Source organism: Streptomyces sp. NPDC058221 (assembly GCF_042882365.1).
GTDB lineage: Bacteria > Actinomycetota > Actinomycetes > Streptomycetales > Streptomycetaceae > Streptomyces.
Map to the genome: position 1 here is coordinate 1 of NZ_JBHVWF010000192.1, position 12,656 is coordinate 12,656.

The following is a 12,656-nucleotide window of genomic DNA, read 5'->3' on the forward strand; positions in this document are numbered from 1 at the left end:
GCGTCGTGGTCCAGCAGGGTGCCGAGGAAGAGGTTGTAGTGGATTCCCGCGACGGTGGTGAGCGCCGGGTCCACCGGGGCGAGCCATTCGTGCAGTGCGGCGAGGGCGCGCGGGTCGGCGGCCGACCTGGCGCCGCTGTCCAGCGCGTTGTTGAGCGTGCGCAGCCGCAGGTGGGCGAGCGCGAGCCGCTCGTCCGGGGTCGGCCCCGGCGGCGGTCCGGCCGGGCGGCGGAACGGTTCGGTGGCGATGAGCCGCCGCCAGAAACCGTGCTCCCGGCGGGCGTCCGCGCCCAGGAGTACCTCGGTGAGCCGGTCCGCGACCCGCTCGGGTCCGGCTCCGCTCACCGCGCTGGTGTCAATCGTTGTGGTCATACGACAGGAACGATCAGGAATCGGCCAGGACACCCGAAATCAGGCATGAGCGGCCATTCCCTTTCTGTTCAACAGGGTGTCCGGGCCCGCTCGAAGGCGAGGACGACGTTGTGTCCGCCGAATCCGAAGGAGTGGCTGAGGGCTCGCTCGACGTCCTGCCTGCGGGGAGCCTTCGTCACGCAGTCCAGACCTGACTCCGGCGGCGGTGCGTCGAGATTGGCGATCGGCGGGACGACGCCGTGTTCCAGGGTCAGCACGGTGGCCGCCGCCTCGATGGCGCCACCCGCCGCGAGGGTGTGCCCGATGACTCCCTTCGGCGCGGTCACCGAGGGCCGGTGCGGGAGGAGCCGGGCGATCAGCTCGCTCTCCATCGCGTCGTTCAGCGGGGTGGAGGTGCCGTGCGCATTGACGTGGTCGACGTCGCGGGCGGCCCAGCCGGCCTCGCCCAGTGCGGCCTCGACCGCCCGCCGGGCGCCCCGGCCGCCCGGGTCGGGCGCGGTGGGGTGGTGGGCGTCCGTGGCGGCGCCCGCACCGGCCACCACAGCCCGCGCCCGCCCGCCTCGGGCCCGGACGTCACCGGCCCGCTCCAGTACGAGCACGGCGGCGCCCTCGCCCAGGACGAACCCGTCGCGGTCCGCGGCGAAGGGCCTCGAAGCGGCCGCCGGATCACCGGTGCGCACCGAGAGCGCCCCCATCCCGGCGAAGGCGCTCACCACCAGCGGAGTCAGCACGGACTCCGCACCGCCCGCCACGACCACGTCGCACCGCCCGCTCGTCAGCAGATCGCGGGCGACCGAGATCGCGGTGGCGCCCGACGCGCAGGCGGTGGCCGGGGCCAGACTCGGCCCGTGGGCGCGCAGGTCGATGGCGACCTCCCCGGCGGCCGCGTTCGGCATCATCATCGGCACGAGGAGCGGGGAGACCGCGAGGGGCCCGTCCGCGTCCAGCCTGCGGACGTTGTCGACGAGTACGGAGACACCGCCCACTCCGACGCCCAGTACGACCCCGACCCGGCCGCCGTCCCAGCCCCCCGGGCGAAGCCCGGCGTCCGCGACGGCCCTGCGTGCCGCGACAAGGGCCATCTTCACGAAGCGCGCCATTCGCCACACCGCTCGTCCGCCCACCGCCTCGTCCAGGTCGGGTACGTCGGCCCGGCAGGCGAAGTCGACCGGCAGACCGGCCAGGTCCTCGCAGCGCCTGGCCACGCCCGCCCCGGCACACAGCCCCGCCCAGAACGTGTGCTCGTCCGCGCCCACCGGGGTCACAAGCCCCAGGCCCGTCACCACAGTTGCTGCCCCGTCCCACGCCATGCCGCGGCCCTCCCGCCCTCGTTCACGTCCGCGGCCGATCGAACGGCCGCGTCAGGGGCGAGGATGCGCCCACTGGGCCGAACGGGTCACTCACCCGTCGGCGCGCCCCACCACCAGTCACCCGTATGCAGTAGGCGGGTGCGAACGGGGCGGGCTCAGACCCGGGCGAGTGCCGCCTCCAGCTCCGCGCGGTCCGGCGGGTTGGCCCCGGCCCGGGCCACGGTCACGGCCGCGGAGGCCGCCGCGTGGCGCAGGACGTCGGTCACAGTCGCCCGGTCCAGCGAGCGCAGCCGTTCCCGGCCGTCCGCACCGAGCAGTCCGTATGCGGCGAGCGCGTGCAGAGCGCCGGACATGAAGGCGTCCCCCGCGCCCACCGTGTCGACGACCTCGGTGGGCAGCGCGTCGACGGTGACCTGCCCACCGGGCAGGACGGCGAACGCCCCGTCGCCGCCGCGGGTGACGAGGACGACGGCCGGTCCGGAGGCGAGCCACCGCTCGGCGACCCTCGCCGGTTCCTCACCCGGGTACAGCCACTCCAGGTCCTCGTCGCTCGCCTTGACCACATCGCTGAGTGCCACACAGCGCTCGGCCTTGCGGACGGCGGCCTCGTGCTCCCCCATCAGTTCCGGCCGCACATTGGGGTCGTAGCTGACGGTCGCCGCCGCCCTCAGCGAGTCGACGGCGGCGACGACCGCCGCCGCCCCGGGCTCCATCACGGCCGCGATCGACCCGGTGTGCACGTGCCGGGGCAGCCGGTCCGGGGATACCGGTCCGAGCGTCCAGGTGATCTCGAAGGTGTACGTGGCCCGGCCGCTGCCGTCCAGGGTCACGACGGCTGACGGGGTCGGGTCCTTCGCCCCGTCGGTGCGGACCTCGACCCCGGCGCCGGCCAGATGGTCCCGGATCAGACGCCCGTTGCCGTCCGGCCCGAGCTGGGTGAGCAGCGTCGCACCGTGTCCGAGTCCGGCCAGGCCGTACGCGACGTTGGCGGGGCTGCCTCCCGGGTGCACCCGGTCGGCCGCACCCGGCAGCCGGACGATGTCCGCGACGCATTCACCGATGACCAGCAGGTCGGGTCCTTCGAGCATGAGGGGCGGTCTCCCGGAGTGCGTGACGCAGGTGTCCTGGCAGGCGGCGCGGCATCCCGGCGTCTTGGGCCCGGTCCTGCCGCGTGCGTGCTGCCGATGGTGTCATCGGGCATGACGCGAAGAGCCCCCGGCCCACGGAGAGGGGCCGGGGGCTCGCGTCCCCGTACGGGTCAGGAGGCCCCCGTGTTCCCGTCCTCGCCGTATCTGCGCTCGAATTTGGCGACCTGACCCTCCGAGTCGACCACCCGGGCCCTGCCGGTGAAGAAGGGGTGGCTCTCGGCCGAGATCTCCACGTCGATGACGGGGTAGCTGCTGCCGTCGTCCCAGTCGATGGTCTGCTCGCTCGACGCGGTGGACCGGGTCAGGAAGGCGTAGCCCGCCGAGCGGTCACGGAAGACGACGGGACGGTAGGAAGGGTGCTTGTCCTGCTGCATCGACTACTCCTGGGGACGTGCGGGTACCGGCACGGGACACTCCCGGCCAGCCTGGCGAACCAAGGCGGCCGGCGCGAATCGCACACGTCCGTACGGGGGCATCGGCATACACGGTCCAGGGGGCGTCCGGCCCTTCACGGACAGGCCCTATCCCTCCAGCGCGTCGGCCACCGATTCCAGGAACCGCGCGTGGGCCCGCGCGCTGCACACCGGCTCGGGGTTCCAGGCGACCACCCGGGCGGTGCGTTCGATCGCCGCCCACTCCACGTTCGTCCGGAGCTCGCTCAGCGGGGTGGCATTGACCCGGATGTCGGCGAGCAGGACGGCGGGGCGCAGGGCCGCGGCCTCCGGCCAGCCGACCGTGGACCAGTTGGCACCGGAGCCGTCGGCCGGCTCCACCAGGCCGACTCCGAGCTCGGCCAGGACCCGTAGCTCCGGCCACATGCGGGGGCCGGCCAGGTGTGCCTGCTCCTGGCCGGCCGGGGACAGGGCGAGGACCCTGGGCCGGTCCGGTCCGGCCGTCAGCGCACGCAGCCGGTCCCGGGCGGCCTCCAGCTCCTCGATGGCCGCCGCGGGCTCCTCGGCGCCCAGCGAACGGGCCAGCAGGGCGAACCGGTCGCCGATCTCCGCGAGGGTGCGTCCCTGGCCCACGTCGATGACGACGACCGGAACGTGCTCCTCCAGATGCTTGGCCGTCTCCGGGGCGATGCCGTAGACCTGGCCGCCGCCGTAGCTGACGGCCACCACGAGGTCGGGCTCGGCGCTCAGCAGCGTCTGCGCGTCCAGCGTGGTGCCCGCGCCGATGTAGGCGACCTCGGCCAGGGGCAGCGATCCGGTCTTCGCGATGTCGGGCACCACCGGGTCGTCGTGGCCGGAGCCGAATATCGCGCTCGGCCGTATCCCCTGATCCCATAAGGTCGCGCCGGCCTGGACATAGGCGAGCACCCTCGTCGGGCGTCGCTCCGCGGACGACAACTGCCCGCGGTCGTCGGAGAATTGCCACACGGTCTGCTCCCTCACGTCGTACACCTCTCGCCACCGGCCGCTTCGTCGCGGCCCGGGCTCGTTCACCAGTACCTGCCCACGGATCCTGTGCGACACCCCCGGCACGGCGTCGTTCTACAGGTCCGGCTCGGTGGAGCGCACCAGGTAGCTGACGGGCCCGGGGTCCGGCACCGGCATTTCGGTGAAGCCGAGCCGGTCGTAGAAGGCTCTCGCCGGGGTGTTGGCGGTCAGCATGGACAGGTGCACCCCCTCGACCCCCTTGGCACGCAGGGCTGCCAGGAACGTGCGCATCAGCACCCGTCCGTACCCCTTGCGCTGCCGGTCCGGGAGCAGGTCGATGTGCAGGTGGGCCGGATAGCGGGCCAGTTCGGGCAGGACCATGCGCTCCGGGTTGTGCAGGAGCGCGATCATCTCGTCATCGGGGCCGCGCGGCGCACCCTCCGGCCGCGGGTAGCGGTCCTCGACGAGGGGGAGCCAGCGCTTGCGGAACTCCGTCACGAACCGGGGCGTGTCCGCCGTCCCGAGGATGTATCCGACCGCCCGGCCCGCGCCGTCGTCGATCACGAAGGCCAGATCGGGTTCCAGGTACGCGTACGGCGCGGCGAAGATCGACGGCATCAGCTCCAGGTCCGGATACAGGCGCCTGGAGTCGCCGCCGTTGTCGGCCGTACGGACGCAGATGTCCGCGAGGGCGGCGCGATCGTCGGGGCGGTAGGGACGAAGGCCGGTTACTGAGGTCATGGCCTCATCCTGCCGACACGGGAGCGCTCCCAGAAGAGGTGCTGAAGAAAATCGCCGAACACGGCCGTGTCCTGTGTCGATCCTGACGGCAGCCGTTCGTATAGAGGGTGAGAGGCCGGCACGGCGCCGGCGTCGCCAACGAGGAGGCTCACCATGAAGCACTACCTGCTCAGCGTCGTCACACCCACGGACGGCGTGCCGCCGGCCCCCGCGGAGCTGGAACGGATCATGCGGAACGTCGAGGGCTTCCACCGCGAGCTCCAGCAGGCCGGGGCCTGGGTCTTCGACGGCGGGCTGAGCGCGCCGAGCACGGCCACCGTCGTACGGGCGAAGGACGGCGGCACGGTGCTCACCGACGGCCCGTACATCGAGGGGAAGGAGTACCTCGGCGGGCTCAGCATCATCCGGGCCGCCGATCTGGACGAAGGGCTCGGCTGGGGCCGCAAGGCCGCACTGGCGATCGGGCTGCCCATCGAGGTCCGACCCTTCGAGGGTGAAGTGGAGGGCTGATGACGGGTTCGTCCGGACGGTCCGCCCCGGGCGGCGGGCCTGACGGGCCGGCCGTGCCCGTCCGGGAGGTCGAGCGTCTCTTCCGTGCCGAGTACGGCCGGTGCGTCGCCGTGCTCGTCGGCGCCTTCGGTGATATCGGGATGGCCGAGGAAGCGGTTCAGGAGGCCTTCACCACGGCGCTCGACCGGTGGCCGGTGACGGGACTGCCGCCCGCACCGGCCGGCTGGATCATCACCACCGCGCGCAACCGGGCCGTCGACCGGCTGCGCCGTGAGGCCTCCCGCGCCGACCGGCACGCCCAGGCCGCACTGCTGCATGCCGGGACAGGACCGGCCGAGGAGGGCCCCGTGCGCGACGACCGGCTCCGCCTGATATTCACCTGCTGCCATCCCGCGCTCTCCACCCCCGCGCAGATCGCGCTGACCCTGCGGCTGCTCGGCGGCCTGACCACCGCAGAGCTGGCCCACGCGTTCCTGGTGCCGGAGCCGACCATGGCGCAGCGCCTGGTGCGGGCCAAGGCGAAGATCCGTGCCGCGCGGATCCCCTACCGGGTGCCGTCGGACGCCGATCTGCCCGAGCGGGTCCGCTCCGTCCTCGCTGTGGTCTATCTCGTCTTCAACGAGGGGTACGCGGCGAGTTCGGGCGACCGGCTGGTGCGCGAGGACCTGTGCGCGGAGGCCATTCGGCTCGGCCGGCTGCTGACAGCGCTGATGCCCGACGAGCCGGAGGCGGTGGGGCTGCTGGCGCTGATGCTGCTGACCGAATCGCGGCGTCCCGCCCGCTCGGGGCCGGACGGCGGGCTGGTGCCCCTGGACGAGCAGCGGCGCGAGCTGTGGGACCGGGCGCTGATCGCCGAGGGGCAGTCGCTCGTCCGGCAGTGCCTGCGGCGGGGCCGGCCGGGTCCGTACCAGATCCAGGCTGCGGTCAACGCCGTGCACAGCGACGCGGCGACGGCGTCCGCCACGGACTGGGGGCAGATCCTGCGGCTCTACGACCAGTTGCTCGCCGTCGGCCCGACCCCGGTGGTGGCGCTGAACCGGGCGGTGGCCGTGGCGGAGGTGGAGGGCCCGGAAGCGGCCCTCGCGCTCGTGGACCGGCTGGAGCTCGACGGCTACCACGTCTTCCATGCCGTGCGGGCGGATCTGCTGCGCAGGCTGGGCCGTACCCGGGAGGCCGCGTCGGCCTATGAGAGGGCCGCGGACCTGTCGGGGAACAGGGCCGAGCAGGACTTCCTGCGCGGGCGGCGCCGGGCGCTGCCCGACGGCTGACCCGGGCTGTCAGCCGTTGACCGCCGTCAGCAGCACCACGGCGTCCTCCAGCGCGAGCAGCCCGTGCCGCTCCTGCGGGATCGGGTGCAGCCGTCCGGGTGCCAGCTCCACATCGCCGGACGCGGCCGTGAGCCGGACTCGGCCGCGCAGCACCTGGAGGGAGGCGGCGGGCGGGGCGTTGTGCTCGTCGAGCGCGGAACCTGAGGTCAGGGCGATGACGGTCTGCCGCAGCGGCTCCTCGTGCAGCAGGAGGTGGGCGCTGCGGCCGTGCGGAGAGGTGCGGGCCGCGGCCAGGTGTTCGGCGGCGAGGGCATTCAGATCATTCTCTGCGTCCATATGCCCTACTGTGCCGCAGCCCTCGGCCCCCCGCGATCCTGCTCGTGGACCCGCCGGGTCCACGAGCAGGATCGTCGCCCCTCCGGAGGTCAGACCCGCAGCCAGACCGCGGTGTCCTGCGGGAGCCGCCACGCCCCGTCCAGCGGGCCACTGGCCAGCAGCACCTCGGTGTGGCGAGGCAGCTCGGCCGGATCGGCGGCCAGGTTGACGACGCAGGCGAGTCCGCCGGTCCGGGTGAAGGAAAGCACTCCGGGCGCGGCGTCCAGCCAGGCCAGCCGGCGTATGCCGGGCTCCCCCGCTGTCCCGAACCCCGGCTCCGCACGCCGCAGCCGCAGGGCCTCGCGGTACAGGGTGAGCATCGAGTCCGGATCCTCGCTCTGCAGGTCGGCGGCGTACGTGGACCAGCCGTCCGGCTGCGGCAGCCAGGGTTCGGCGGTGGAGCCGAATCCGGCATAGGGCCCCTGCGCCGACCAGGGCAGCGGTACCCGGCAGCCGTCGCGGCCGGGGTCGGCGCCGCCCTTGCGGAAGTGCATGGGGTCCTGGATCCGGTCCAGCGGGATGTCCGCCTCCGGCAGGCCAAGTTCCTCGCCCTGGTAGAGGTAGGCAGCACCGGGCAGGGCCAGCGAGAGCAGGGCGGCGGCGCGGGCCCGGCGGGTGCCGAGGTCCAGGTCGGTCGGGGTGCCGAAGGCCTTCGCGGCGAACTCGAAGCCGGTCTCGGTGCGGCCGTAGCGGGTGACGGTACGGGTGACGTCGTGGTTGCACAGGACCCAGGTGGCGGGGGCGCCGACCGAGGCGTGCTCGGCGAGCGTGTCGTCGATGGCGGTGCGCAGCCTCCCGGCGTCCCAGGGGCAGGCCAGGAAGTTGAAGTTGAAGGCGGTGTGCAGCTCGTCGGGGCGCAGGTAGCGGGCGAACCGCTCGGTGTCCGGGAGCCAGACCTCGCCCACGAAGACGCCGCCGTACTCGTCGGCTATGGCGCGCCAGGAGCGGTAGATGTCGTGCAGTTCGTCACGGTCGATGAAGGGGTGCGGGTCGGTGCCCACGACGAAGTCGGGCAGTGCGGGGTCCTTGGCGAGCAGGGCGGCGGAGTCGATCCGTACGCCGGAGACGCCGCGTTCGAACCAGAAGCGCAGCACCTCCTCGTGCTCCTGGCGGACCGCCGGGTGCGCCCAGTTGAGGTCGGGCTGCTGGGTGGCGAAGAGGTGCAGGTACCACTCCCCGTCGTCCAGCCGGGTCCAGGGCGTGCCGCCGAATTCGGAGACCCAGTCGTTGGGCGGGATCTCGCCGTCGGCGCCGCGCCCCTTGCGGAAGTGGAAGAGGTCGCGCTCGGGGCTGCCGGAGCCGGCTTCGAGGGCGGCACGGAACCACACGTGCTGGTCGGAGACGTGGTTGGGCACGATGTCGATGATGGTGCGGATGCCGAGTTCACGGGCCTCGGCGATCAGCTTCTCCGCCTCGGCCAGGGTGCCGAACGCGGGGTCGATGGAGCGGTAGTCGGCCACGTCGTAGCCGCCGTCGGCGAGCGGCGAGAGGTACCAGGGGGTGAACCAGAGTGCGTCCACGCCCAGTTCGACGAGGTAGGGCAGCCTGGCCCGTACCCCCGCGAGGTCGCCGGTGCCGTCACCGTCGCCATCGGCGAAGCTGCGTACATAGATCTGGTAGATGGCGGCGTCGCGCCACCAGTTCGCGGTGGCGTCGGACGGACGGTTGGCTGCCACGTGGCGTTCCTTTCGGGCAGGTGGGACTCCGCCGCCGGCCCGCGAGCGGGGCAGGACGGTCGGGCCGGCGGCGGAGTGCTGAGGGGAGGGCTGCTTGGCGGGGGGTCCCCCGGGCGGGGGCGGGTTCGGTCCCGGAGGGACCTGCTAGCCCTTGAGACCACCCGCGGTGAGACCGCTCATGATGTTGCGCTGGAAGAGCAGGAAGATGAGCAGCGTCGGGATGGACGCGATGGTGAGCGCGGCGATGAGGACGTTCTCCGGTACGCCGTTGGACAGTGAGTAGATGCCCACGTTCAGGGTCTGCTTGCTCGGGTCGGGCAGGGTGAGCATGGGCCAGAGGAAGTCCTTCCACACCCCGACGACGGCGAAGATCGAGACGACGCCGAGGATCGGCCGGGAGATCGGCAGGACCACCGAGCGCAGGGTGCGCATCGGGGACGCGCCGTCTATGGCGGCCGCATCGAGCAGTTCTCTCGGGATGGAGTCGAAGAACCGCTTCAGCAGGAAGATGTTGAAGGCGTTGGTGACGGACGGCAGCCAGATCGCCCACGGCGAGTTCACCAGGTTGCGCTGGAAGATCGGCACGTCCAGGACCGTGAGGTACTGCGGTACGACCAGGACGGTGGCCGGGATCATCAGGGTGGCCAGCATCATGCCGAGAATGACCTTGCCGAACACCGGCCGCAGCTTGGACAGCGAGTACGCGGCGGCGACGTCGAAGATCAGCTGGAAGGCGAGCGCTCCGAAGGCGTAGTACAGGGTGTTGAAGAGCAGTTTGGACAGGTCCATCACGTTCCAGGCCTGGCTGTAGTTCTCCGTGTGGACCGAGCTGGGGAAGGCGGTGGGCGGGCTCTGCACCACTTCCTGGGTGGTCTTGAGACCGCCGGTGACCATCCAGTACAGCGGGCCGAGGAAGGCCACCGTGAACAGGAGGACCACCAGCGCGAAGACGATCCAGTAGACGGTCCTGCCGCGGCTCCTGCCGAGCTGGGCCGGCGAGATCAGGGTCCGCTGGCGCCCGACGTCGGCGGGGCGTGCGGCCCTGCGCCGTCCGGCCTTGCGCACATCGCTCCCGCGCCGGGAGACAAGCGTGTTCGATGCCATGGTCGTTCTCCCGTCCTAGTCTTCGCTGCTGCGGCTGAGTCGTACGTACACCGCGGAGACTGCCGCGAGGACGACGAGCAGGACGAGGCCGAGTGCCGCCGCGCTGCCGTAGTTGTTGAAGTTGAAGGCGTACTGGTAGATGAGGTAGACGACGGTGGTGGTGGAGCCCTCCGGGCCGGCGCCGTTGGTGAGCAGGAAGGGCTCGGTGAAGACCTGCATCGTCGCGATGATCTGCATGAGCAGGAGCAGCGAGAGGATGAGCCGGGTCTGCGGGATGGTGACGTGCCAGACCTTGCGGAACAGCCCTGCACCGTCCAGTTCGGCCGCCTCGTACAGCTCGCCGGGGATGCCCTGGAGCGCGGCCAGGTAGATCAGGGTCGCGCCGCCCATGTTCATCCAGGTCGCCGCGATGACGACCGAGAGCATCGCGGTATCAGTGTCCTGGAGCCATTGCTGTGCGGGCAGATGGAAGATCTCCAGGATGCGGTTGAAGAGTCCGTAGCCGGGGTCGTAGAAGTACTTGAAGAGCAGTACGGAGGCGACCGGCGGCAGCATCACGGGCAGATAGACGAGCAGTCTCAGATATCCCTGCCCGTGCCGGAACTCGTTGAGCACGACGGCGACGACGAACGGGACGGCGAAGCCGAATACGAGCGCGAGCACCGTGAACAGCAGGGTGTTGCGCCAGGCCTGCCAGAACGCCGGGTCGTTGAAGACGTAGGTCAGGTTGGACCAGCCGGCCCAGGTGGTCTTGCCGCTCTCGGTCTTCTGGAAGGCCAGGATGAATTCCCGGACCATCGGATACCAGGAGAAGAACGAGAAGCAGAGCACTGCTCCGATCAGGAAGCCGTGCGCTGAGATGTTGCGGCGCACGGCCCGCAGGAACTCCTCGCGGGCGGAGGGCCGGCGGGCGGGGCGCGCATGTCCCTTGCCAGGCCTGGTCGCCTTGCGGGGGGACAGAGTAGGGGCCGACATGGTGTCTCCTCGGTGCCGGTGAGCTGGAACGCAGTGGGACGGGCCGGGATGCGGGGCCGGGTCCGCGTGACCCGGCCCCGCGCGTCCGTTACTGGTTCGCCAGGACCTGGTTGACCTGCTGCTCGGCGGTGGAGAGCAGCTTGTCGACGTCCGCGTCCTTGTTGGTCAGGACACCCGACATGGCGTTGTCGAGGATCTTGTAGACCTCCTGCGCCTTCGGCGGCTCGGCCTTGCCCTTGACGGGGTTGTCCATGAAGGCCTTGAAGTTCTCGATGGGCATCGAGGCGTTGTCGGTGCGTGCCTTGTCGTCCTTGGCCTTGCTGTCACCCAGGAAGAAGTTCGGCTGCGGCAGCCCGACGGGGAGCTTGTCGGCCTTGGTGCGTGCCCAGTCGAACTGGCCCTTGCCCGGGCTGAGGTTCTTGAAGTTCAGCCAGGCGACGGCGGCCTTGATCTGGTCGGGCGAGCTGCCCTTCTTGATCATGTAGTTGTTGCCGCCGAAGAGGGTGCCCTTGGCGCCGGGGATCGGACCGAGGCCGAACGTCTCGTACTTGGCACCGAGCTGCTGCACCATGTACGCGATGTCGTCGGGGGCGGCGAGGAACATGCCGAGCTTGTCGGTGGATATCTGCTTCTGCAGATCGCCCCACTTCAGCAGCTGGGTCTTGCCCATGCTGTCGTCATCCCAGCGCATGTCGTGCAGCTGTTGGAGGACCTGCTTGCCGGTGGCGTCGTTGAAGGCCGCCTTCTTGCCGGAGGCGTCCACCACGTCCCCGCCGAGACCGAACTGGGCGGCCGCGAAGTGCCAGCCGCCGTTGTTGCCGGCGCTGTACTCCCCGTAGCCGGCGATGCCCTTGCCCAGGCCCGCGATCTTCTTCGCCGCGCTGCGGACCTCTTCCCAGGTCGAGGGCGGCGTGTTCGGGTCCAGACCGGCCTGCGTGAACAGCTTCCGGTTGATCATCAGGCCCATGGTGTAGTTGCTGGTCGGCAGGGCGTAGAGCTTGCCGTCCTTGCGGGCCACATCGATGACCTGGGGCTGGATGTCCTTGAGCGCGGGCACCGACTTGTCATTGACGTAGGCGGAGATGTCCTCGGCGCCGTCGTTGTCCAGCACCTGCTGGAGGTCGCTGAAGTACGCGTAGAAGACGTCGGGCTGCGACTTGCCCTTCAGCATCGCCGTGAAGCGGGGCGGTTCGTTGCACTGGCCGGGAGTGGACTTTCCGTTGATCGTGACGTTCGGGTAGGTCTTGTTGAACGTCTTGATGTCCTCGTTCCACTCACGCAGCTCCGCGGCCTTGGCCGCCGGCGGCATACAGTCGATCGAGATCGTCACCTTCGCCTTGGGGTCGAGCGGGGCCGACGGGTCGGACGAACCCTTGGATCCACTGTCCTTGTCACCGCTGTCGCTGCTGCTCGTGCCGCAGGAGGCGAGAGCGGTCAGGGCGAGTGCGGTGACGAGCGCGGCCGCTGAGGCACGGCTTGTACGGCGAGTGCGGCTGAACCCAGCACTTCTCATCGATGGTCCCCTTCGGGCATGAGCATGGAAGGCCCTCGGCCGGCTCTCTGCCGGGGCGTGCCACACTCAACCAGCGTCGACATGTGAACGCAATATCTCGCGCAGTTTTCGTAAAAGTTTGACAGACCGTCGCACGCCTCCTGCGACGCACGACAGAGGCGTGCCGCCCGGCTCCAAGGGGCCGAGACAGCACGCCAGGGGTGGTTCCGCACGGTTCACGACCGGACGGCCGCCCCGTTCCTGCAAACTTCGCACGTCGGTGCGCAAGCGATTTGCGCATCACGGG

At 71.0% G+C, this 12,656-nt stretch carries 12 protein-coding genes and 1 pseudogene; 2 read left to right on the forward strand and 11 right to left on the reverse strand.

The genetic code is table 11. The features are described 5' to 3' along the window. The 6 genes and pseudogenes from ACFVW8_RS35335 to ACFVW8_RS35360 all read right to left on the reverse strand — a co-directional run. A pseudogene (locus tag ACFVW8_RS35335) lies at positions 1–371 on the reverse strand (acyl-CoA oxidase); the annotation flags it as partial. Between the two features lie 68 nt (positions 372–439). After that, a complete protein-coding gene (locus tag ACFVW8_RS35340; RefSeq protein ID WP_389697433.1) occupies positions 440–1,681 on the reverse strand; it encodes a beta-ketoacyl-[acyl-carrier-protein] synthase family protein in 1,242 nt (413 codons plus the stop codon). A 155-nt stretch (positions 1,682–1,836) separates the two neighbouring features. Further along, the gene (locus ACFVW8_RS35345; RefSeq protein ID WP_389697435.1) at positions 1,837–2,769 is read right to left on the reverse strand and encodes a carbohydrate kinase; all 933 of its coding nucleotides are present in this window, start codon (positions 2,767–2,769) and stop codon (positions 1,837–1,839) included. A 170-nt stretch (positions 2,770–2,939) separates the two neighbouring features. After that, positions 2,940–3,203 carry a type B 50S ribosomal protein L31 gene (locus ACFVW8_RS35350; RefSeq protein WP_389697437.1) on the reverse strand — a complete coding sequence of 88 codons (264 nt, stop codon included), beginning with the start codon at positions 3,201–3,203 and terminating at the stop codon, positions 2,940–2,942. Between the two features lie 147 nt (positions 3,204–3,350). Next, positions 3,351–4,223 carry an ABC transporter substrate-binding protein gene (locus tag ACFVW8_RS35355; RefSeq protein ID WP_389697439.1) on the reverse strand — a complete coding sequence of 291 codons (873 nt, stop codon included), beginning with the start codon at positions 4,221–4,223 and terminating at the stop codon, positions 3,351–3,353. A gap of 99 nt (positions 4,224–4,322) precedes the next feature. Continuing rightward, positions 4,323–4,949, reverse strand: a complete 627-nt coding sequence (locus ACFVW8_RS35360) for a GNAT family N-acetyltransferase (RefSeq protein WP_389697441.1) — start codon at positions 4,947–4,949, stop codon at positions 4,323–4,325. Positions 4,950–5,102: 153 nt separating this feature from the next. On the opposite strand from ACFVW8_RS35360, the gene ACFVW8_RS35365 reads away from it, so the two are divergent. Together ACFVW8_RS35365 and ACFVW8_RS35370 are read left to right on the forward strand one after the other, a co-directional pair. After that, positions 5,103–5,459 (forward strand): YciI family protein, encoded by a 357-nt coding sequence (locus tag ACFVW8_RS35365; RefSeq protein WP_389697443.1) that lies wholly within the window; start codon positions 5,103–5,105, stop codon positions 5,457–5,459. Next, complete coding sequence (locus ACFVW8_RS35370; protein ID WP_389697445.1) at positions 5,459–6,727, forward strand: RNA polymerase sigma factor; 1,269 nt, start codon at positions 5,459–5,461, stop codon at positions 6,725–6,727. Before ACFVW8_RS35365 ends, ACFVW8_RS35370 begins: the two co-directional genes overlap by 1 nt. A gap of 9 nt (positions 6,728–6,736) precedes the next feature. Here the strand turns inward: ACFVW8_RS35370 and ACFVW8_RS35375 are convergent, their stop codons facing one another. The 5 genes from ACFVW8_RS35375 to ACFVW8_RS35395 form a co-directional block, all read right to left on the reverse strand. Then, a complete protein-coding gene (locus ACFVW8_RS35375; protein WP_389697447.1) occupies positions 6,737–7,063 on the reverse strand; it encodes a cupin in 327 nt (108 codons plus the stop codon). Between the two features lie 89 nt (positions 7,064–7,152). Next, positions 7,153–8,778, reverse strand: coding sequence for a glycoside hydrolase family 13 protein (locus tag ACFVW8_RS35380; RefSeq protein WP_389697449.1), 1,626 nt, complete (start codon positions 8,776–8,778; stop codon positions 7,153–7,155). 144 nt (positions 8,779–8,922) lie between these two features. Continuing rightward, positions 8,923–9,882, reverse strand: a complete 960-nt coding sequence (locus tag ACFVW8_RS35385) for a carbohydrate ABC transporter permease (protein ID WP_389697451.1) — start codon at positions 9,880–9,882, stop codon at positions 8,923–8,925. Between the two features lie 15 nt (positions 9,883–9,897). Then, positions 9,898–10,857 (reverse strand): carbohydrate ABC transporter permease, encoded by a 960-nt coding sequence (locus tag ACFVW8_RS35390; RefSeq protein WP_389697453.1) that lies wholly within the window; start codon positions 10,855–10,857, stop codon positions 9,898–9,900. 88 nt (positions 10,858–10,945) lie between these two features. Continuing rightward, on the reverse strand, positions 10,946–12,370 hold the full coding sequence (locus tag ACFVW8_RS35395; protein ID WP_389697455.1) for an extracellular solute-binding protein: 1,425 nt from the start codon (positions 12,368–12,370) through the stop codon (positions 10,946–10,948). Between the last annotated feature and the right edge of the window lie 286 nt (positions 12,371–12,656).

What these genes read in the sequence shown, in the direction of transcription:
- ACFVW8_RS35340 (WP_389697433.1), bottom strand. Translation starts at nt 1,681, where the DNA reads ATGGCGTGGGACGGGGCAGCAACTGTGGTGACGGGCCTGGGGCTTGTG.
- ACFVW8_RS35360 (WP_389697441.1), bottom strand. Translation starts at nt 4,949, where the DNA reads ATGACCTCAGTAACCGGCCTTCGTCCCTACCGCCCCGACGATCGCGCC.
- ACFVW8_RS35375 (WP_389697447.1), bottom strand. Translation starts at nt 7,063, where the DNA reads ATGGACGCAGAGAATGATCTGAATGCCCTCGCCGCCGAACACCTGGCC.
- ACFVW8_RS35365 (WP_389697443.1), top strand. Translation starts at nt 5,103, where the DNA reads ATGAAGCACTACCTGCTCAGCGTCGTCACACCCACGGACGGCGTGCCG.
- ACFVW8_RS35370 (WP_389697445.1), top strand. Translation starts at nt 5,459, where the DNA reads ATGACGGGTTCGTCCGGACGGTCCGCCCCGGGCGGCGGGCCTGACGGG.
- ACFVW8_RS35385 (WP_389697451.1), bottom strand. Translation starts at nt 9,882, where the DNA reads ATGGCATCGAACACGCTTGTCTCCCGGCGCGGGAGCGATGTGCGCAAG.
- ACFVW8_RS35350 (WP_389697437.1), bottom strand. Translation starts at nt 3,203, where the DNA reads ATGCAGCAGGACAAGCACCCTTCCTACCGTCCCGTCGTCTTCCGTGAC.
- ACFVW8_RS35345 (WP_389697435.1), bottom strand. Translation starts at nt 2,769, where the DNA reads ATGCTCGAAGGACCCGACCTGCTGGTCATCGGTGAATGCGTCGCGGAC.
- ACFVW8_RS35390 (WP_389697453.1), bottom strand. Translation starts at nt 10,857, where the DNA reads ATGTCGGCCCCTACTCTGTCCCCCCGCAAGGCGACCAGGCCTGGCAAG.
- ACFVW8_RS35395 (WP_389697455.1), bottom strand. Translation starts at nt 12,370, where the DNA reads ATGAGAAGTGCTGGGTTCAGCCGCACTCGCCGTACAAGCCGTGCCTCA.